The sequence below is a fragment of the Arthrobacter sp. H41 genome, assembly GCF_000520535.1.
Classification (GTDB): Bacteria; Actinomycetota; Actinomycetes; order Actinomycetales; family Micrococcaceae; genus Arthrobacter_D.
This window is the reverse complement of the sequence record NZ_KI914771.1, coordinates 50,227-70,695: the sequence shown is the minus strand read 5'-3', so window position 1 is coordinate 70,695 and position 20,469 is coordinate 50,227. Positions and strand designations below refer to the sequence as shown.

At 66.4% G+C, this 20,469-nt stretch carries 15 protein-coding genes and 1 pseudogene; 7 read left to right on the top strand and 9 right to left on the bottom strand.

Annotation, left to right across the window (positions count from 1 at the left end; all coding sequences use genetic code 11):
- Positions 1-627: ATP-binding cassette domain-containing protein (locus tag Y705_RS21705; RefSeq protein ID WP_155849904.1), on the top strand; the 627-nt coding region annotated here is incomplete at its 5' end.
- Positions 628-1,567: 940 nt separating this feature from the next.
- Here Y705_RS21705 and Y705_RS17225 read toward each other — a convergent pair.
- The 5 genes from Y705_RS17225 to Y705_RS17220 form a co-directional block, all read right to left on the bottom strand.
- Positions 1,568-2,101, bottom strand: coding sequence for a nucleoside deaminase (locus Y705_RS17225; protein WP_049822235.1), 534 nt, complete (start codon positions 2,099-2,101; stop codon positions 1,568-1,570).
- A gap of 101 nt (positions 2,102-2,202) precedes the next feature.
- Complete coding sequence (locus tag Y705_RS0103800) at positions 2,203-2,616, bottom strand: PRC-barrel domain-containing protein (RefSeq protein WP_026531878.1); 414 nt, start codon at positions 2,614-2,616, stop codon at positions 2,203-2,205.
- 48 nt (positions 2,617-2,664) lie between these two features.
- Entirely contained in the window at positions 2,665-3,201 is a 537-nt protein-coding gene (locus tag Y705_RS0103795; RefSeq protein WP_026531877.1) for a hypothetical protein, read from the bottom strand.
- A 157-nt stretch (positions 3,202-3,358) separates the two neighbouring features.
- A complete protein-coding gene (locus Y705_RS0103790) occupies positions 3,359-5,272 on the bottom strand; it encodes a glycoside hydrolase family 15 protein (RefSeq protein ID WP_026531876.1) in 1,914 nt (637 codons plus the stop codon).
- A gap of 208 nt (positions 5,273-5,480) precedes the next feature.
- Positions 5,481-6,272 carry an IclR family transcriptional regulator gene (locus tag Y705_RS17220; protein WP_049822229.1) on the bottom strand — a complete coding sequence of 264 codons (792 nt, stop codon included), beginning with the start codon at positions 6,270-6,272 and terminating at the stop codon, positions 5,481-5,483.
- A gap of 148 nt (positions 6,273-6,420) precedes the next feature.
- On the opposite strand from Y705_RS17220, the gene Y705_RS0103780 reads away from it, so the two are divergent.
- Together Y705_RS0103780 and Y705_RS0103775 are read left to right on the top strand one after the other, a co-directional pair.
- Positions 6,421-7,737, top strand: coding sequence for a YjiH family protein (locus tag Y705_RS0103780; RefSeq protein ID WP_026531875.1), 1,317 nt, complete (start codon positions 6,421-6,423; stop codon positions 7,735-7,737).
- A gap of 406 nt (positions 7,738-8,143) precedes the next feature.
- Positions 8,144-9,196 (top strand): GNAT family N-acetyltransferase, encoded by a 1,053-nt coding sequence (locus Y705_RS0103775; RefSeq protein WP_173401044.1) that lies wholly within the window; start codon positions 8,144-8,146, stop codon positions 9,194-9,196.
- A 24-nt stretch (positions 9,197-9,220) separates the two neighbouring features.
- Here Y705_RS0103775 and Y705_RS0103770 read toward each other — a convergent pair.
- Positions 9,221-11,792, bottom strand: a pseudogene (locus Y705_RS0103770) (DNA gyrase/topoisomerase IV subunit A).
- 93 nt (positions 11,793-11,885) lie between these two features.
- On the opposite strand from Y705_RS0103770, the gene Y705_RS0103765 reads away from it, so the two are divergent.
- Genes Y705_RS0103765 through Y705_RS0103750 form a run of 4 tightly spaced genes read left to right on the top strand, consistent with a single transcriptional unit; the run spans position 11,886 to position 17,203 of the window.
- Positions 11,886-14,552, top strand: a complete 2,667-nt coding sequence (locus Y705_RS0103765; RefSeq protein WP_026531873.1) for a bifunctional acetate--CoA ligase family protein/GNAT family N-acetyltransferase — start codon at positions 11,886-11,888, stop codon at positions 14,550-14,552.
- Between the two features lie 25 nt (positions 14,553-14,577).
- Complete coding sequence (locus Y705_RS17215) at positions 14,578-15,255, top strand: DUF5998 family protein (protein ID WP_049822228.1); 678 nt, start codon at positions 14,578-14,580, stop codon at positions 15,253-15,255.
- A 6-nt stretch (positions 15,256-15,261) separates the two neighbouring features.
- Positions 15,262-16,479, top strand: coding sequence for an alkaline phosphatase family protein (locus tag Y705_RS17210; protein WP_049822227.1), 1,218 nt, complete (start codon positions 15,262-15,264; stop codon positions 16,477-16,479).
- Complete coding sequence (locus Y705_RS0103750) at positions 16,472-17,203, top strand: thymidine kinase (RefSeq protein WP_049822226.1); 732 nt, start codon at positions 16,472-16,474, stop codon at positions 17,201-17,203. Before Y705_RS17210 ends, Y705_RS0103750 begins: the two co-directional genes overlap by 8 nt.
- Before the next feature lie 24 nt (positions 17,204-17,227).
- Here the strand turns inward: Y705_RS0103750 and Y705_RS17205 are convergent, their stop codons facing one another.
- From Y705_RS17205 to sepH, 3 genes are all read right to left on the bottom strand, one after another.
- Positions 17,228-18,862, bottom strand: coding sequence for a 5-oxoprolinase subunit B/C family protein (locus Y705_RS17205; protein ID WP_049822225.1), 1,635 nt, complete (start codon positions 18,860-18,862; stop codon positions 17,228-17,230).
- Entirely contained in the window at positions 18,859-19,617 is a 759-nt protein-coding gene (locus tag Y705_RS0103740; protein ID WP_026531872.1) for a LamB/YcsF family protein, read from the bottom strand. Before Y705_RS0103740 ends, Y705_RS17205 begins: the two co-directional genes overlap by 4 nt.
- Positions 19,618-19,675: 58 nt before the next feature.
- Positions 19,676-20,469 (bottom strand): septation protein SepH (sepH, locus tag Y705_RS17200; RefSeq protein ID WP_253908466.1); only part of this gene is annotated, 794 nt, incomplete at its 5' end.

The following is a 20,469-nucleotide window of genomic DNA, read 5'->3' as shown; positions in this document are numbered from 1 at the left end:
GAGCCGGGTCTCCCTGTCGTGGCGGACGTCGACGTACACCTCCGCAAGGGGCGGTGGACCGGCCTGACCGGCCCCTCCGGGAGCGGCAAATCGACAATCCTCGGTGCCCTCCTCGGGTTCCTTCCCCTCGAACGCGGCGAGCTGCTCGTGAATGATTCGGTGGGGATCCCGGGTCGCGGGCCCCGCATCGCCTGGTGTCCCCAGGAAAGCCACCTTTTCCATTCGACCATCCGGGCGAACCTGCAGCTGGCCCGGCCGGTGGAGGATGCGGCGTCGGACGCCGAACTGCGGGCGGCACTCACCGCGGTGGGGCTCTCGGACTTCGTCGACGGGCTCGATCTCGGAATCGATGCAACGGTGGGCCCGGGTGGTTCCCGGTTGTCCGGAGGGCAGCGGCAGCGGCTTGCCGTGGCCCGGGCACTCCTGACACGTGCCGACGTCGTGCTCCTCGATGAGCCGACCGCGCACCTCGACGCCGAGGGAGCCCGCGCGATGCTCGCCGATCTCCGGGCGGGACTGACCGGTTGTGCGGTGCTCCTCGTCACGCATGACGCAGCGGAGGCGGGGGACTGCGACGACGTCGTCGCGTTGGGGATGACTGCTGCCGGTTCGCGTGTGACGCGGTAGGTGGGGACTCCGGTCGGTTTCCTGAGGTGTGATTGCATCAGCCTCGGCGTTCCGGCGCTCTATGCCGGCATTTGCGGAGGTCCTGGCTCTGTTCTTGTGCGGCAGGCTTGCTCCGGAGCGGGACACAGCACTGGAAGTGGCCAAGCCGGGCGAGGTGCCGCTGCCGATTGCCACTAGCCTGCCGGTGATGATGTACGCGGTGCTGGCTAAGGGGCGTCTACACGGACAGAAACTGGTACGAAACCTCGCTCCTTCCCGAGGAGCGGTTTTCCGGCACTTCAAACCGCAATGGTGTTCGACCGCACCGAGGGCATTTCTGCCGCATTTTCTGGGCTCTCATTATGTCGGACCGGTTACGTCCCGCTGAGTGGGTGGGTGGTGGAAACCACCGAGGTTGAAAACGCTCGATACCGCCACCAACCCGACCAAGGCGGCCGGTTGTGGCGGTGACGCGGGCCACCGCTAATGCCAGGTCGTCACTGCCGATACCGGCAGCGCTGCTGCCAAGCCCTGCAGCCTACCAGTGCCCCACCGGGCCGGCAGTCACGTCTAATAAAGCCGCCGGTCTCTCCACTGGTTTCCCTTACTGGTCCCGCACATGCAGTTCCGCGTTGCAGGGCGCATGTGGCAGTCGCGGAAGGTCACCAATGAGTTCGTAAATCGCGTGAGCGATGAGATCGCATTGCACTGGAGGGCAGTAATCCCACTACGGTAGGCGCCGACTTCCTACTCGTCGACAGACATCCCCTAGTACTACAGTCGCGTTTGTAGGGTGTGTCCGTGGGTTTTGTAATGACCTTGTCGGGCGCGTTGCTGGTGTTTTCGGCCCCAGGTTGGGTGTTCCAGGACTCGTTCTGGGCTGGCGGATCTGTCCCAGATGACGCGGTCCAGCCCGGTTTCGCCCTTGAAGCTCTGGAAGGTTTCCTCGATGACCCCGGCTTCACCCAAGGTCGACGTTCTCGGGACTTGGTTTGGTGTAGAAGCGGCGGTGTAGGTCCCGGACCTGTTCCGCGAGCCCTGGAACCGGACCTTCCACAACGAGGCCGGGGGCGATGTCTCGGATTGGCAGAGTTCGTACCGGAGGTTCCGGCACCCCCATCTCGGCGAGCCAGCCCGCCAGTTGCTCGGAGGAACTGGCATACACGATGCGTCCCAACCCGGCCCAGCCGTGCGCCGCGGCGCACATCGGGCAATGCTCACCGGAGGTGAACACAGTCGCGGCCCTGCGCTCATCAGGTGTCAGGTTCGCTGCGGCCCAGCGCGCCAACTCAAACTCCGGGTGGCGGGTCCGGTCTCCGGAGGCCACACGGTTGCGGTCCTCCGCCAGAACACGTCCATCCCCGGAGACGAGGATCGAGCCAAACGGTTCATCGCCCGACTCCAACGCCTCTGTCGCCAAAGCCACACAACGTCGCAGATGCCGAAGATCAACCTCACTTGCCACCCTGTCGACCTCCTGAAATCCTGATTCCATAACCATGCTGGACCCTTCACTCATCAAACACGCCAATGCCCCCAGAACACACGAAAGGGGGCCAAGGACACCGCAGTGGGGCTGAGGGCTTGGCTTTTTGGTCAGTAGGGACGCGGTGGAACCATGTACCCGGCGGTCCAATACGGCTGATACCCGTAGTAGCCATAGATATCCCCATAGGAATCCTGCTGGTCGACGATCTCGGGGTCGTAAGCAGGGGCGCCGGCAACATGGTCCCGTGTTTGATCGATGTGTACTTCATCGTCGGTGATCCGTGTGATGGCCTCGATCGGGATGAAAGATTTCGTCTCGCCCATACCGAGGAACCCTCCGGAAGCCACTTCCATTAGACGGACCCGGTTCTGCTCGTCATCGACCAGGAGATCATCGATCCTGCCCAGTTCCTCTCCGTCTCTGTCCCTGACCGTACGGTCGCGAATATCCTCATCCTCGGCGCTTATCGCCTGCCCGGTATCGGTGAGTCTGACCATTTTTCCCGGCTTGTTTTGTGCCATTGCGAATCCTCCTCTGATGAAAACTGCGATCAGGTTGCACGCTGTTGACTACCCGGCGTCGGCGTCGACGGGTGTGTCGACGCTGTTGGCTTCGATGTAGCGCATCTGGTCCCAGTCCCCGTAGAGCTCATCGTCCAGATCGATGCCCATGTCCTCTTCGACGGCTGGGAGGTCGAAGGCGTCACGGACTATTCCGCTCACCCCTACCGTGAGCCCGTCGGTAACCTCGGACAACTCTTCACTGTGCATGATCAGCAGGGCCTCGACCGTGGTGTCATCCGTCCCGGCGATCGTGAACGCCACGGGCGAGATGATTTCGTTCACTTCAGCGGAAACCGTGACTTCCTCCCCGACCAGGGAATCATAATCATCGGAGAAGCTTCGGTCGTAAAAACCGTTATAGGCGCCGTCTTCTGTCAACGGCTCCGCCGGTGCTTCTTCTCCTTCAACGACGTCCTCTACATCCACGTCTTCCTCAGGGCCGGCCGTGTCAGTGCTGCACCCGATGAAACTCAAGGCTACGAACGGCAGGATCGCGGTCACTACGGTCTTTTTCAGCCAAACATTCTTCGTGCGAGTTCCCATGACTCCTCCTTCATAAGTGCCCCCGATACGACGTTCGGTACTGGTAATGAATCGGGATTTTGTTATCGCCACCTACAACGCTAGGAGTGCTTACCTTCAGAGGTCAACGACCGTAATAGACCTGCAACCCCACGCCCTGCCTCCAGTACTGACGGAGTTAGGGTCGCTTCCGGACCCGAGCCCGAGCCCGGGCGACGGCGTCGGTGGCGCGGATGAAGCCGAGGTGGCTGAAGGCCTGGGGGAAGTTTCCGGCGAGCCGACCACTGGTCGGGTCGTATTCCTCGGCGTAGAGACCGAGGTCGTTGGCGTAGCCGGTGAGCTGCTCCAGAAGTTCTTCGGCATCGTCTATTCTCCCGCTGGACGCGTACTGCTCCACAAGCCAGAACGTACAGATGAGAAACGGATACTCATCGCCTGCCAGTCCGTCGAGGCCGGCCGCGGTGCGGTAACGGTGCACTAGTCCGTGCTCACCACGCAGGTCCTGCTCGATGAGGGCCACGGTCCCGAGCATCCGTGGGTCGTCGTAGGCCACGAACCCGGTGTGCGGCAGCTGCAGCAGGGAGGCGTCCACCTCGGTGTTCTCGTACGTCTGCGTGAAGGAATCGAGTTCCTTGTTGAACCCGTGTTCGAGGATTTCCGCGCGCAGCCGGTCCCGCAGGTCCCGCCACCGTTCGGCCGGTCCGTCGAAGTGGTGTTCCTCGACGGCACGGATTCCCTGGTCGAAGGCCGCCCACATCATGGCGCGCCCGTGCACGAAATACGAAGATTCGCCGCGCATCTCCCAGATGCCGTGGCCCTTCCGGTCGTAGTTGTCCTCGCAGAAGCGCAGCAGGTTTTTTTGCAGTCCCCAGGAGTACTCGTCCTCGGATACTCCGGCGTCGCGCAGGGCAGCCAGGGCGAGCAAGACTTCCCCGACGACGTCGGCCTGGTACTGGCCTGCAGCCCCGTTGCCGATCCGCACCGGTGTGGAGTTCTCATATCCGGCCAGGTGGGGCAGTTCGGTCTCGGGTAACTGCCGCTCCCCGGCCACCCCGTACATGATCTGGATGTCGTCGGGGTCCCCGGCCACGGCCCGCAGCAGCCAGTTGCGCCAGTGCAAGGCGCCATCGGTGTAGTCATGGGCGATGAGCGTTTCGATGGTCAGGGCAGCATCGCGCAGCCAGGTGTAGCGGTAGTCCCAGTTGCGCACGCCCCCGAAATCCTCGGGCAGGGAGGTGGTGGCCGCGGCGACGATCCCGCCAGTGTCGCTGTGGGTGAGGGCGCGCAGGACCAGCAAGGAACGCAGCACGGCCTGGTCGTGCTTGTCATGCACGGCCAGGCGGGAGGACCACTGCGTCCAGAACGCGATCGTCTGATCCAGGGCCGTGGCCGGATCCACCGGGGTGGGCGGGTACCGGTGAGAGTGGTGCCAGGTGAGCACCCAATCCGCGGACTCCCCGGCGGTAAAGGTGAAACGCCCGGTGAGCCTGTTAGAGACGGCGCCCTGGTAGTCGTCGGGGTGGCCCTTCGGTGAGGCCTCGTGTCGGGCAGCCATTCCTTCCTGCGGCTCCGCCTTTTGCGCTTCGTGGGGGTGCAGCGACGGTCCGGTCAGCAGCAAAGCATCCGGGCCGGCAACGGACAGCAACCCGCTGTGGCCGCCCTCGCCGATGTCCACCCGCCGTGTCCAGGGCTTGGCCCGGTTGTAGTCGAAGCGGATCCGCAGGTCATGCTCGACTTCAACCTCCCCGGAGGTGCATTCCACTCGTCGGATGAGGTCGGCTTGGTGATCCCCCGGGGGCAGGAAGTCAGTCACCACGAGGGTTCCGGTGGGGGTACGCCAGGTGGTCTCGAGAACGAACGTGCGGGGCAGGTAGCGGCGGGATACGACCTCGCCGTCGACGGCGGAAAGCTTCCAGCGCCCGTCCTCGGGATCTCCAAGCAGGGCCGCGAAGACCGACGGGGAGTCAAAGCGCGGGAAACACAGCCAGTCGATGCTGCCCTCGCGGGACACCAGCGGACCGGTGTGCAGGTCGGACAGGAGGGCGTAGTCCTCCAGCGGTGTGGACGTGGGGCGTATCTGCTCGTCACTCATCGGCCCATTCAACCAGCCGAGGCGCCAGAATTGGGCTCCCCGGTCGTGGATTCGCTGAAGAACGGCATCGGCAGTGCAGACGACTTCTGAAAATGACACCCGTCGAGTGAAGCCATTCCAGAGTGCCATGCTCATGGGGCGGGCCGCCGGCGCTCCTGCGACGGGGTACGAGACGTTCGCCCTCACCTACCGTGACGGAGTAGTCCTTCTACTGCTTCCAGCCAAGCCTGTAACTCAGATCTCGAGTAGCCCGGTCCAAGGCCACCAGGATTGCTTCTTGCGTAGGACTTTTCTCGGAATCAGCTAGCGGAAAGCCTGACTGAACGTTGTACATATAAGTTACGGCGATCGAGGCGACGATTCGGCCGGTGCGGTCCCTGACCGGTTTGGCAATGGATGTCAGGCCTTCCGTTATTTCCCCAAATTCACGGGCGAAGCCCTGCCTCCTTGTAAGGTCCAGTTGTTGAAGAAGTTCGGCGTGCGTTGCGGGACCGTTGCCTGTCCTCTTGACGAACGCATAAGTAGGTGGGAACAGGGCTTTCAGCTGGTTTTGTCCAAGCCCTGCCAAAATCACCTTCCCGGAAGCTGTTGAATGCGCTGGGAGGCGGACGTCCTTCGCGGTAACTAGCGGTGCCCGCAACGGTGCTGTCTGCTCATGGATGTACAGCGTTTCGTGGCCCTGCATGACGGCCAGGTGCGCGGTCTCCCCGAGTTTAAGTACCAAACGTTCCAGCACGGGTCTTCCGAATCGTGCCAACGGTACCTGGATGCCGAATGCTTGACCGATTTCAAGCGCTGCGATGCCCAGCACGTACGATTTCAGCTCGGGAAGGTGCGTGACGTCACCAAGTGCCTGCATCCCACGAAGGAGCCGGAACGTTGAAGATCTTGGAGAACCAATCGCCTCGGCGATGCGTACGGCAGGGACTGGGCTGGCCTGGGTCGCCAGGTAGCTAAGAATCTGCAGTGCGCGGAGGGAGGTGACCGGGTCATTTCCCATGACGTTCCTCCCCTGTCAGGACAAGAATCTCATATGTGGGACCGCATGTGGCGCTTTTCTATCGTCTCTGCTGCTGAACAAGAGTCCGATGGTCCTACGGATCACGAACGCACCCTATCCCGGGTGGCGCAGACACTAGGAGACGACGATGGCCATTTCTTCAGGGGCTACGCGAACAAAACCGCATCAGATGTGGAAGTTGTTTGTGTACAGCGGCATTGGAGCGTTCATGTTCTTTGTGCCGCTGACCCTCCGCGGCAAGAACACCATCATGCTCGACCACATTGTCACGTATCTCCAAGCGACGATAGGACCTGCACTGCCCTACTACGCGCTATCCGTCATTGTGGCAGGCGCTCTGTACCCGTTCGTAACGGGAGCTTGGAGGAGATCCACTCTCGACCTGGTTTTCTCCCTGTTCAAGGTCGCGGGCATGGTTGTGGGGTTCATGCTGGTATCCAAGGCGGGGCCCGCCTGGCTCTTCAGCCCAGACATGGGCCCATTCCTGTTCGAGAAGCTGGTGATTCCTGTCGGATTGCTTGTTCCCATTGGAGCGGTCTTCCTAGCGCTTCTGGTCAGTTATGGTCTGCTCGAGTTCGTAGGCGTTCTCGTGCAGCGGGTAATGCGTCCAATTTGGAAGACCCCTGGCCGCTCGGCTATCGATGCCGTTGCCTCCTTCGTCGGCAGTTACTCCCTTGGTTTGCTCATCACCAACCGGGTTTACAAAGAAGGCAAGTACACGGCTAGGGAAGCCGCCATCATCGCAACCGGCTTCTCCACCGTGTCGGCGACCTTCATGGTGATCGTGGCCCAAACGCTGAATCTGATGGACCGGTGGACTCTTTATTTCTGGGCGACTTTCCTCGTAACTTTTCTTGTCACAGCCATAACGGTCAGGATCTGGCCACTGAACGGGATCCCGAATGATTACCACGCCGATGCGCAGCCGCAACCTGAGGAGGAAATCGTCGGCAATCGCCTTACAGCAGCCTGGCGCGCTGCGCAGGAGACCGTAGGAGCGGCACCATCGCTGCGCGCAAATATCTGGACGAACGTCCGCGACGGTCTGGTAATGACCATGGCCATCCTGCCTTCGATTCTCTCCATCGGGCTGCTCGGACTGGTACTCGCCACTTATACCCCCGTCTTCGACTGGCTCGGTTACGTGTTCTACCCCTTTACTTGGGCACTACAGCTTCCGGAACCCATGCTCGTGGCAAAAGCCAGCGCAGTCGGTATCGCCGAGATGTTCCTGCCGGCACTCCTCGTGGCCGAGTCCGGTGTCATCGTGAAGTTCGTGATCGGCGTCGTTTCAGTATCCGCCATCATTTTCTTCTCCGCTTTGGTGCCGTGCATCATGGCCACTGACATACCAATTCCAATCTGGAAGCTCCTGATCATCTGGTTCCAGCGAGTAGTCCTGACACTAATTCTGGTTACGCCGATAGCATTTATATTGTTCTAGAGCAGCACGGAACTCTCTCCTGCAGGCACGCGCTGGGCTCCTTGATGAATTGACGAAGCTCGTTCTGGAGTCCGCTCTGGGAGGCGAGATCACCGCTCACCTGGGCTACGAGAAGCACGAGCGGACTGATGGTTCCGCTGACGGCAACGCCCGACCGAGAGTAGACTGTCCGACGCGCCAGGCTGTCACCTTGCGAACCTTGGAAAACCCTGTGAGCGCAGCGGAGTCCCGTGAAACGTTTCTCAGGCGGGACGCGCAGCCCGCTATTCAGGCTGTGATTCGAGCGCCAGATGGAGCCGACAATCACGCAGGTCGTGTCCAGGTCAGAGCCACAGAGGAAATACGAGACATCTATCGACTTAGAGACGAGGATCAAACCGAATCGGGTTGCCATACGCTGGGAGGCATGAGTCCGATCGAGACCCCGGAAACCGCCGGCAAAGCCCGCAGTACAGGCTCGGCAGGTGGCTTCACCCTTCCCGTGATCCTGTCCTGGCGTCCCCTTTCCTACTCCGACATCACTGCGTGGCTCGACCTGACCCAGCGCATCGCCGCGGCAGACGAACCGGACTGGGTCGAGCAGCGGGCAGACCTCGAGCAGGCGCTTCGCGCGTCGAAGAACGACTCACGGAAGGACACCATCGCCGGATTCGGGTCCGACGGCGTCCTGCGTGCCTTCGGGCGCGTATCGATGAACAGCGGCTCCTCCCTCGTGCATGGGTCGGGAGGCGTGCATCCCGAGTGGCGGAGGAAGGGCCTCGGGCGGGCGATTTTCGGCTGGCAGGCGTGGCGCTCCGCCGCGCGGCTGCAGGAGACCGGCCTGCCCGACGGCGTCCTCCGCAACTACGTGGAGGAGCGCAATCCGTCACATCTCGCCCTGCTCGAGGGCAGCGGAAGTTCGATCGTGCGGTACTTCACGGAGATGACCCGGCCACTGGACCAGCCCATCCCCGAGTTTCCGTTTCCCCCGGAACTCGAACTGGTCAGCTTCGCCGACGGAGGGGACCGGAACATCTCCGAACTGGTGCGCGTCGCCCACAACGACGCCTTCCAGGACCACTGGGGGAGCGAGCCACGGGACCAGGAGTCGTGGCAGTTCACCGTCAGCCACCCCGAGTTCCGCCCGGACTGGAGCCTGGCCCTCGTGGACGGCACCAGGGGAGAGGTTGCCGCCTACCAGCTCGCAAGCCATGACCCCGATTCGAAGGAGCTCCTCGGCCATACCGAGGGGTACACCGATCTGCTCGGCGTGCGCCGGACGTGGCGCGGGCGCGGCCTCGCACCCGCCCTGCTCGCCGAAGCCATGAAGCGGTACCGGGCCGCCGGCATGGACAATGCAGGGCTCGGAGTGGACACGGAGAACCCGTCGGGAGCCCTCGGGCTCTATGAACGGATGGGGTACGCGCCGACACAGCGTTCCATCGTCTTCGACCTCCCGCTCGTAGCGCCCGGCCCCTGACCCCGTCGCCGGCAGAATCCCCGGCTACAGCAGCGTGGCCTGGCCTTCGTCATCGGGTTCAGCGCCGACAGAACCTTCCCCCGGCGCCGTGACCAGCGACGGTGTGGCCAGCGGTGGCGCGACGGCTTGCGTCAGACCCGTCAGGCCGGGCCCGACGACGTCGATCTCCTGGGTGAGGGCGATGCCCGAACCGTCACGTCGGCCGTGTTCGGTGGGCAGTGCCCTGGCCACCCCGTTCGTGGCCGCGGCCTTCGCCGGCCCCGGGCCCGCCCATGCGAGTGACAGGCGGTTCTCGCCGCGCAGGAACCGGTGGGCGCGGACGCCCGCGGTGGCGCGTCCCTTGGCAGGATATTCCTCGAACTCCGTCACCTTCACCGATCCGGGCGACGTGCCGGGCAGCGCGTCCCCCTGCACCGCGATCGTGACGACCACCCCGTCCGTGGCACCGGCTGCCACCGCACCGAAGTGGAGCACGGTATCGTCTGCCGCAAGCTTGATGCCTGCCACTCCACCCGCCGTGCGGCCCNGAGGCGGGAAAGCGCAGCAGCTGCGCCTGGCGCGTGACGAACACGAGCTGGTCGTCGTCGAGCGCCGCGGCCAGGCCCACCACCTCGTCCTTGGGCTTGAGGGAGATGACTTCCCAGTCGTCGCGATTGAGCGGGTACTCGGGCACCACGCGCTTGACGATCCCCCGCGCCGTCCCCAGGGCGAGGACGGCGTCGAGCGGCGCCAGCCCCACCAGCGTCTCCCCGCGCTGAAGGGTGATGAAATCCTTCGCCGGTACGCCCCCAGCGAGGTTCGGAATGCCGGCCGTGGGCGGCAGGGCGGGGAGGTCCATCACCTGCAGCCGGATCATGCGACCCGACGACACCAGCGCCCCGATCTCGGCACGGGCAGTGGTGGGCAGGATGGAGCGGAAAGCGTCATGCCTCATGCGCTGGCCGTCGTTCAACGGCTGCCGGTCGGAGGTCCGGGCGAGCTGGCCGGAGGCGGAGAAGATGACCCAGCACGGATCGTCGGCGATCTCGAGGGGCAGGACGGCCTTGGAGCCCTTGCCCGCTGCGACCGGCAGCGCGGATCCCCGAACGGGGGCAGAGGCCTCCGATTCGAGCAGCACCGTCCGGCGCGGCGTGGCGAACTGCTCCGAAATCGCACCGAGCTCGTCCGAAACGAGGGCCCGCAGGCGGTCCTCCGAGCCGAGGATGGCCTCGAGCTCCGCGATGTCGAGCCGGAGCTGCTCCTGTTCCTTCTCGAGCTCGACCCGCGAGTACCGGGTGAGCTGCCGCAGGCGGAGTTCGAGGATGTAGTTCGCCTGGATCTCGGAGAGGTCGTAGATGGACATGAGCCGCTCGCGTGCGGCTGCGACCTCATCGGAGGAGCGGATGATCTGGATGACCTCGTCGATGTCGACGAGTGCGATCAGGAGTCCCTCCACCAGGTGCATCCGGTCCAGCTTCCGCTGCAGCCGGTACGCGGTGCGCCGGCGCACCACCAGCAGGCGGTGGGAGATGTAGACACGGAGGAGTTCGAGGAGGCCGAGCGTGCGGGGCTGTCCGTCCACCAGCGCCACATTGTTGATCCCGAAGGAGTCCTCCATGGGCGTGTAGCGGTACAGCTGGTCAAGGACGGCATGGGGATTGAAGCCGTTCTTGAGCTCGATGACCAGCCGGAGGCCATGCATGCGGTCCGTCAGGTCCACGATGTCCGAGATGCCCTGCAGCTTCTTCGAGGTGACGGCGTCCTTGATCCGCTCGATCACTTTCTCCGGTCCCACGGTGTAGGGGAGCTCGGTCACCACCAGGCCCGTCCGGCGTGCCGACAGCTGTTCCACCTTCACCGTGGCGCGGGTCTTGAAGGAACCGCGGCCGGTGGCGTACGCGTCGCGGATGCCGGTCAGTCCTACGATCTTCCCGCCGCTGGGAAGGTCGGGGCCGGGGATGAAACGCAGGATGTCGTCGAGCCCGGCATCCGGGTTGGCGATCAGGTGGCGTGCCGCCGCAATAACTTCACCGAGGTTGTGCGGAGCCATGTTCGTTGCCATGCCGACGGCGATGCCGCTGGCGCCGTTGACGAGCAGATTGGGGAACGCGGCGGGCAGCACCTCGGGCTGCATCAGCTGGTTGTCGTAGTTCGGCACGAAATCCACCACGTCCTCGTCGAGGTGGTTCGTCATCGTCAGGGCCGGAGCCGCGAGGCGGGCCTCCGTGTACCGGGGGGCCGCAGGGCCGTCGTCGAGCGAGCCGAAGTTGCCGTGCCCGTCGATGAGCGGAAGCCGGAGCGAGAAATCCTGGGCCATCCGCACCATGGCGTCATAGATGGCGGTGTCGCCGTGGGGGTGGAGCTTGCCCATCACCTCGCCCACCACACGGGCCGACTTCACATGCCCGCGGTCGGGACGCAGCCCCATGTCGGTCATCATGTAGAGGATGCGGCGCTGCACGGGCTTCAGGCCGTCCCGGGCGTCGGGCAGCGCACGGGAGTAGATCACCGAGTACGCGTATTCGAGGAACGAGTCCTGCATCTCCGACTCGACGTCGATATCGATGATCTTCTCGGTGAAATCTGCCGGAGGTGCGGTGGTTTGGCGCCTTGCCATAGGGATGGTGCTTCCTCAACGTGATCGGTGGGTTCGGGCGGGGCATCCGGCCCGGCGCTGACGCGCGCAGGCGATGCCCACTAGGGTGAGTCTATGGTGGTGAACGGACATTACCCCGAATACTGGGAAGCGGATGTCGTCCTGCGTGACGGCGGAACCGGGCATCTGAGGCCCATCTCACCCTCCGACGCCGACGCCGTGCAGTCCTTCCACGTCAGCCAGTCACAGAACTCGATCTACCTCCGGTTCTTCACCTACAAGGCCAAGCTGAGCACCAAGGAGCTCAAGCGGTTCACCGAGGTGGACCACCACGACCGCGTGGCCTTCGTCATCACGCGCGGTTCCGACATCCTCGGGATCGGGCGCTACGACCGGCTCGATGATCCGCAGGAGGCCGAGGTCGCCTTCAACGTGTCGGACTCCCACCAGGGCCGCGGCCTCGGATCGATCCTCCTCGAACACCTGGCCGCCGCAGCGCGTGAGAACGGCATTCGGCGGTTCTCCGCGGAGGTGCTTCCCGAGAACCGCAAGATGATCACCGTCTTCGCCGAGGCCGGCTATGAGGTGAAGCGGCATTTCGACGACGGCGTGGTGATGCTGAGCTTCGACATCGACGAGACCGCCCGGTCACGCGCGGTCATGGAGGCACGGGAACACCGGGCCGAGGCACGCAGCGTCGCCGAGCTGATGGCGCCGTCGACCGTCGCCGTCATCGGTGCGAGCCGCGAGTGGGGGACCGTGGGGTACTCACTCCTGGAGAACCTGATGGAGGGTGGTTTCACCGGAACGGTGTACGCCGTCAACCATGACGCCTTCGAACTGCACGGCCTCATCTCGCACGCAACCCTCGCCGAGGTGCCCGAGCCCGTCGACCTTGCCGTCATCGCCGTGCCCCACGAGCAGGTGGACGCCGTGGTGGACCAGTGCGCCGCGGCCGGTGTGAAGGGCCTGCTCGTCGCCACCGCGGGCTATGCCGACGACGGTGACGGATCGGGAATCGCCGAGCAGCGCGCGCTGGTGCACCGCGCCAGGGCCCACGGCATGCGCGTGGTGGGTCCGGCGTCGCTGGGCCTCGTCAACACCGACCCGGCGGTGCGGCTGAACGCCTCCATGGCCCCGTCCCTCCCGAACCGGGGGAGCCTTGCCCTGTTCAGCCAGTCAGCCGGCCTCGGCGTGATGCTGTTCGCCGCCGCGAGTCGCCGCGGGCTCGGCCTGTCCTCGGTGATCTCGGCCGGCAACCGGGCCGACGTCTCCGGAAACGATGCCATGCAGTACTGGGAGGACGACGCCGCCACCGGAGCCGTGGGGCTGTACCTCGAGTCCATCGGCAACCCACGCAAGTTCTCACGCATCGCGCGCCGGCTGGCGCTGACGAAACCGGTCATCGTGGCGAAATCGGACGTCACTGGGCTGCAACTCCCGCCCGGCCACGCAGTCCGCACCACGCAGGCCCCGGTCGGAGCGCTCGATGCGATGCTCCGGCAGTCCGGGGTGATCCGGGTCGAGACGACCGAGCAACTCATGGACGTGGCCCAGATCGTCTCCTCCCAGCCGTTGCCGGACGGACCGAACATCGCGGTCTTCAGCAATTCCTCCGGCCTGGGGAAGGTGGTGGCCGACGCCGTCGCGGCACAGTCACTGACGGTCGCGCGTCTTGTCACCGACCTCGACCTGGACACCGGGATGTCGGTCGCCCTGCCGGCGCTCGAGGACGCCGTCTCTGCCGCGCTCGCCGACAGCGCCGTGAACGGCGTCGTCGTCACCACGCTGCCCGCGCGGGGCCTGAGCGCCGAAGCGATCGCTGAATGCCTGCACCGGTGCGGTGAGCGCGCGGGGAAGCCCGTCGTCGCTTCCTTCACCGGCGTCCTCGACCAGCGGCTGCAGCCCGACGGGCTCGAGCAGGGCATTCCCTGCTTCCCCAGCCCCGGAGCCGCCCTCGCCGCCCTCGGCGCGATAGCGAAGTACACGCAGTGGCGGGTACGGGACCACGGCGAGTTCATCGACCCCGAGGGCACCGACCACGACGCCGCCTCGGCCCAGCTCGCCGGGATCCTCCGCCGCGTCACCGGCGTCGGACTGACCCGCCTGACCCCCGCCGAGAGCGCGGAGCTGATGACCCACTACGGCATCGAGCTGATGCCGGCGATCCGGTTCGAGTCCGTGGAGGAGGCCGTCGAGGCCGCCGAGAGACTCGGGTGGCCTGTCGCGCTGAAGACCATGGACGAACACCTCCGCCACCGGCTGGACTTCGGCGGCGTCCGGCTGAACATCGACACCCCGGAATCGCTGGAGCACAATATCGGGCAGATGGAGCAGGTTTTGGCGCCCTTCGGCAGCTTCGGCATGGAGGTCCAGTCCATGGCACCGGCGGGGCAGGCCTGCATACTCCGGGCCATCGAGGATCCGCTCCTGGGGCCCGTGGTGTCCTTCGGGATGGCCGGAGACGCGGTGAACCTGCTCGACGACTGGGGCCACGCCGTCCCCCCGCTGAGCACCGTCGATGTCGCCGACCTCGTGCGGGCACCCCGCGCGTCGCGCAAGCTGTCCGGCTACCAGGGCCTGCCGCCGGCCGACGTCGGGGCCGTCGAGGATCTCGTGGCGCGGGTTGCGCTGCTGAAGGACCGCCACCCGGAGATCGCGCTGCTGGAATTCAATCCGGTACTCGTGTCGACCACCGGGCTGTCCATCCTCGGTGCCCGTATCGACGTGGGCAACCCCCGGCGGCGCACCGACAGCGCCCGCCGGGCGATGCGGGACTAGGGTGGGTCGCCGGTAGGCTTGAGTCATGACCCCTTCGCTTTCCGCGCAGCGCCGCGACCTCGACTCCTCCCTTGAGCGTGCCGGATTCTATCCGCGCCTGGTCGCCGATGTGGTCCACGATGCCCTTGACGGCCGGGAGCCGCTCTCTCACGTGGCCCACCTCGAGACCCACTTCGAACGCACCGAAGTCCATCGCCACATCACCGTGCTGGTCCTCACCGAGGACATGCTCGTGATCACCCACGTGGACGACCAGCAGCTCGACGAATCAGGCGAGCAGGTGATGGCCCAGATCTCCACCGAATCGGTGCCGGTCAGCCAGATCCGCTCCGTGGTGCTCAGCTACCTCTACGCGCAGCCGCAGGACTACAAGCCGTCGGACCAGACCCGGGAAATGACCCTCGCCATCGCCTGGTCCGGAGGCCAGCGCCTCGACATGGGGCCCGCGAGCTGCGGGGACCCCCAGTGTGACGCCGACCACGGCTACACCGGGACCGTCGCCCAGGAGGACATCGTGCTCCGGGTCAGTGCCGAGGCCGACGGCGTGCAGGCAGTGCAGAACGCCAAGTCCTTCGCTCGGGCCCTTCGTCAGGTGAATACTGCAAGCTCGACCGGTGGCGGTCTGGTCCTCACCTCCGGCGCCGGTGCACGGCGCCAGCCCGGGTTCGGCGGCCGCTTCACACGTGCTCACCACCAGCGGTAGTCCTTGATGGTGCATTCCGACGCCGGTGAGCCGCTGCCCCCGCCCCCTCCCTTCGGTACGGGAACAGTCGCCGAGGTCCTGACCAGTGCCGCTGCCGCACTGGGCCTCGACAGTTTTCCCAACGCCCTCGGGCTCCCCGCCGCGCGCCGGGTGTGCGTGGTGATGGTGGACGGCCTCGGACTGTCGCTGCTCAGGAAGTACGGGGGCCACGCGCCTTTCCTGCGCCAGAAGCTGGACGGCGGGCAACGTCTCAGCGCCGCCTTCCCCTCGACGACGGCGGCCTCGCTGGCGAGCCTCGGCACCGGACTGCCCCCGGGCCAGCACGGCATGGTGGGGTACGACGTCCTGGATCCGGCGCAGGACAAGGTGGTCAACATGCTCGGCCGGTGGGACGACCAGGTGGACCCCCTCCGCTGGCAGCCGCATCCCACTGTTTTCGAACGGGCCGCCGCAGAGTTGCCGGTCCTGACGGTCAGCCAGCCGCGGTTCGCCGACTCACCCATGACCCGGGCCGCGCTGCGCGGCGGCGGGTTCGCGGGAGGAAACACGGTCCAGGCGCGCGTTCGCCTGGCGGCGGAGCACCTGGCCGGGTCGGAATCGATGCTGATGTACTTCTACCTCAACGACCTCGACAAGGCCGGTCACCGGTACGGCGCCAACTCGGCCGAATGGCTGAACCGCCTGGAGGACCTCGACTTCGCCATGCGCTCCCTCGTGAAGCAGGTCCCGCCGGACACCCTCGTCCTCCTCACCGCCGACCACGGCATGGTCGACGTCGAGCCGTCGCAAAGGTTCGACTATTCCGCCCAGGAGCCCCTGGTGGACGGCGTCGCGCACACGGGCGGTGAACCGCGGCTGGTGCATCTGTACTGCGAGCCGGGGCTCGATGCCGGCGGGCGGAGTGCGCTCGCATCCCGGTGGCGCGAAGCGTACGAAAAATCCGCGTGGGTGCTGACCCGGGACGAGGCGGTGCGGCATGGCCTTTTCGGCCCGGTCGCCCCGGCCGTCCTGCCGCGCATCGGGGACCTGCTCATTGCCGCTCGGGAACCGGTCGCGCTGTTCGATGCCCGCCGGACCTCCGAGGCCGCGCGCGAGGTGGTCGGCCAGCACGGCTCCTGGACCCGGGCCGAGCGCGAAGTGCCGTTGCTGACCCTCGCCCGGTCAGCGAAGCCGCTGCAGCCGGCGGTCCGTGCCGGCCGGACAGCAGACGGTACCAGTGGCTGAGCTGGTGTTCTTCTCGGGCACGATGGACTGCGGCAAGTCCACGCTCGCCCTCCAGATGGACCACAACCACCGGGCCCGCGGGCGCCGGGGAGTGCTGTTCAGCTCCCACGACCGTGCGGGGGAATCGATGATCTCGAGCCGTCTCGGGCTCCAGGTGGCCGCCGTCGAGGTGCGCCCGGCGTCGAACTTCTGGACCGAGATCGCCGATCGGCTCACCAACGGTGCGCGCATCGACTACCTCATCTGCGATGAAGCGCAGTTCTACACGAGCCGGCAGATCGACCAGCTGGCGAGGATCGTCGATGAGATGACGATCGATGTCTTCGCTTTCGGTATCACCTCCGACTTCCGCACGCACCTCTTTCCCGGGTCGCAGCGCCTCATCGAGCTCGCCGACCGGGTCCAGGTGCTGCAGGTCGAAGCGCTCTGCTGGTGTGGCCGCCGCGCCACGCACAACGCGCGGGTCGTGGACGGTGTGATGGTCATCGAGGGCGACCAGATGGTGCTGGGCAACGTGGAGGACCAGCTCGAGGACCAGCTGGAGGACGACGGCGTCGCGGACCGGAGGCACACCGAGTCGGGCTCCGGAGCCCACCCGGGCACCGCCGAATCGTCGGTCGGCTACGAGACCCTGTGCCGCAGGCACCATATGCGCCGGCAGACCGCCAGCACGTCGCCCTCGCTGCAGGGCAACGAGATGCCCCTGCCGTTCGGGGCGGCCTGAGCGTCCTGAACTGACGGCGTGCAACTACTCGGGCATCGGAGCAGAGGGTGCCAGTGTGGACGGGTCCACGAGGAGAAAGCGGATCAGGTGCCCTGGCGGCAGCTGGGCAGCGAGGGGCACGTCCTCGGCCACCACCACGGCGATCACCGGATAGCCTCCGGTGACCGGGTGGTCCGCCAGGAACAGCACGGGCTGCCCCGAAGGAGGAATCTGGAGTGCACCGGCCACGGTGCCTTCGCTGGGCAGCTCGCCCGACCGCGACCTCTCCACCACTCCTGCGTTTTCCGTCCGGGTGGAGCCGGTGCCCGATGCCAGGCGCACGCCGACGCGATTCGACTGGTTCGTCACCCTCCATTCCAGCGAGAGAAGGGCGTTGATGGCGCCCTCGGTGAACCAGTCGTCCCGCGGGCCCAGCGTGATCCGCAGCTTCGTGGTCCCGGCGCCCAGACGGAGCATCGTCTCTTCTGGTGAACCCACCGGAGGGAGCCCCTGCACGGCGCCGACGGGAAGCAGCGCTCCCTGTGCCAGCGGGGCGGGTCCGAGTCCGGACAGTGTGTCCGTCGATCTGCTGCCGAGGACCGGACCGACGTCGAACCCGCCACGCACCGCGACATAACTGCGGAGTCCGGCGGCCGGCGCGCCGAGGGTGAGAAGTTCGCCGTCGAGCAGTGCGAAGGGGCGGCCCGTGGCAGGGCTCTGCCCGGTTGCAGGGCCGGAGGTCTCAGGGCCCGAAATACCGAGCGGGACAGTGGCGCCGGCGACGGCGATCACCTGGTCGCCGTGCGCGCGCAGCGACAGGCCGCCCAGCAGGTTCTCGACGACGGCGGCGCCGGGCTGGTTGCCGACGAGCCGGTTGGCCTGGCGTGCGGACGGTTGATCCGCGGCACCGGACGGGGAGACGCCGAGGTCGCCGTTGCCGGGGCGGCCGAGGTCCTGCAGGAGGGACAGCAGGCCCGTGGACGCGACCTCGAGGCCGGCGGCGGGTGCATCGGGTTCCTCGACACTGCCCGACGGCACCGCTGTATCCCGGACGTCGACCAGTTCGCGGACTGCGCGGTAGTGCACGGTGTCGCCCGGCCGGACAAGGGCCGGTTGCTCCCGCTCCAGGTCCCACATGCGCGCCGTCGTGGTTCCGATGAGCTGCCAGCCGCCGGGGGACCGGCGGGGATACACGGCGGAGAACTCGCCGCCGAGTGCCACGGATCCCGCCGGAACGGCTGTACGGGGGCTGGTGCGGCGCGGCACGTGGAGGCGCCGGTCCTGTCCCGCCGAATAGGTGAAGCCGGGCGCGAATCCGCCGAACGCGCCGATCCACGGCTGCCCGGTGTGGGCGGCGATCACGCCGTCGCGGCCAAGGCCGGTGAGTCGACCCACCTCGTCGAGGTCAGCGCCGTCGTACACCACCTCGATCGTCACCTTCCGCCCGTCCGGCTGGTCCGACGTCGGAGGATCGAGATGGAGCAGGGCGGCGGCCCCGGAAACCGCCAGGGTGTGGTCGGGAAAGCGGACCAGCACGGTCGCCGCACCGGCGACGACGTCGAGTTGTCCCGGGAGGGGTTCCGCCATGAGCCGCCGGTGCAGGGCAAGCACGCCCGCAAGGGTCGGTACCTCGGCGAGGATCGCCCGCGGACCGGCCCAGCGCACCGCGATGCCGCTCACACGAAGCTCCGCACCGACACACCCGCTTCCTCGAGTGCGGAGCGCACTGCGCCGGCCATCGCCACCGCACCGGGCGTGTCGCCGTGCACGCAGATGCTGTCGGCGCGGACGTCGAACACCGAACCGTCCAGCGCGGTGAGCCGTCCCTCAATGGCCAGGCGCACCATGTTGTCCGCGATCTGCCGGTGATCGTGCAGCACGGCGCCGGCCTCGCGACGGGATACCAGGGTGCCGTCCGGTTGGTAGGCGCGGTCGGCGAACGCCTCCGAGAGCGCCGTCATGCCCCTGGCTTCGGCGCGGGTGCGGGCCACCGCCCCGGGGAGGAGCAGCAACGGCAGGGCAGGGTCGAAGGCGTGGACGGCGTCGACCACCGCCTGTGCGTGGACCTCGTGGTGGACGATGGCGTTGTAGAGCGCCCCGTGCGGCTTCACGTACCGCACTTCGGACCCTGCCGCCTGTGCGAGGGCCTGGAGCGCGCCCAGCTGGTACAGGACATCGTCGGCGAGTTCGGTGGCCGAGCAGTCGAGGAACCTCCGGCCGAACCCTGCCAGATCCCGGTAACCCACGTGGGCTCCGATGGCCACCCCGGCGGCGACGGCGTCGCGGCAGGTCTGCGCAATGGTGCTCGGGTCTCCGGCATGGAAACCGCAGGCCACGTTGGCGCTGGAAACGTGCCGGAACACCGCGGCGTCGTCGCCCAGCACCCAGCTGCCGAAGGATTCGCCGACGTCACTGTTCAGGTCGATGGAGGGCATGGGGATCTCCGTTCCGGAGCGCTGGACCCACGTCCATACGGAGCTCCCTGATCAGGCGTCAGTCGCCCTTCGTGCCGAACACGATCTGGTCCCAGCTGGGCACGCTCGAGCGTTTCGGCTTGTTGCGGCGGTCGGCCGGCTCGTCGGTCTTGCCGGCTGTCCGACCCTGGTTCTTCTGGGTCTGCAGGTCCTTTGAGGGTGGTGCCTCGTCGCGCGGGCTGTCCGGCGCCGTCGACGACGGCCCCGCCGATCCGCCCTCCTGCCCGGATCCTGCAGGCCTAGCGAAAATGCTGATCTCGCGGGTCTCGGTACTCCCGTCGTACAGCCTGGGGCTGCCGTCCCCGTGGTGCGTCGCGCTGTCGTCGTCGGAGGGCAGCGCCGGGGCCAGTCCGAGTCCGGGAGGTACCGATTCCGCAGCAGTGCGGTCCGGTGCGCCGTCCCCGGAGTCCAGGTCGTCCGCTTCGTTCCGTGGGTGGGCGGCGGGGATGCTGCCCCTCGTGAGGAGTTCGGCCAGGGCGTCGTCGCCCTCCTCGTCAACGCCGAGGCGCTGGCCGCGCCGCGACCTCAGCACGTCGAGGAGGCCGTCCGGATCGGAACCCGCCGGGGGTCCGCCCTTCCCGGTCTCCTGCTCGGCGTCCTTCTCGGCCTCGAAGTCGAAGACGCGGTCGGCGACGGCGCTGAGCCTGCGCGCCGGAAGCGGCCCGTCGAGCGGTTCGAGCTCGCTGAGGACCTGCGCCCAGCGGTTCGCATTGGTGAGGATACGACGCGTGGGATTGAAGGTCCACTGTGCCGGAGGGTCTTCACCGATGGCCACAGTGCTGCCTTCGGGAAGCGCGAAGCGGGCCACGACGA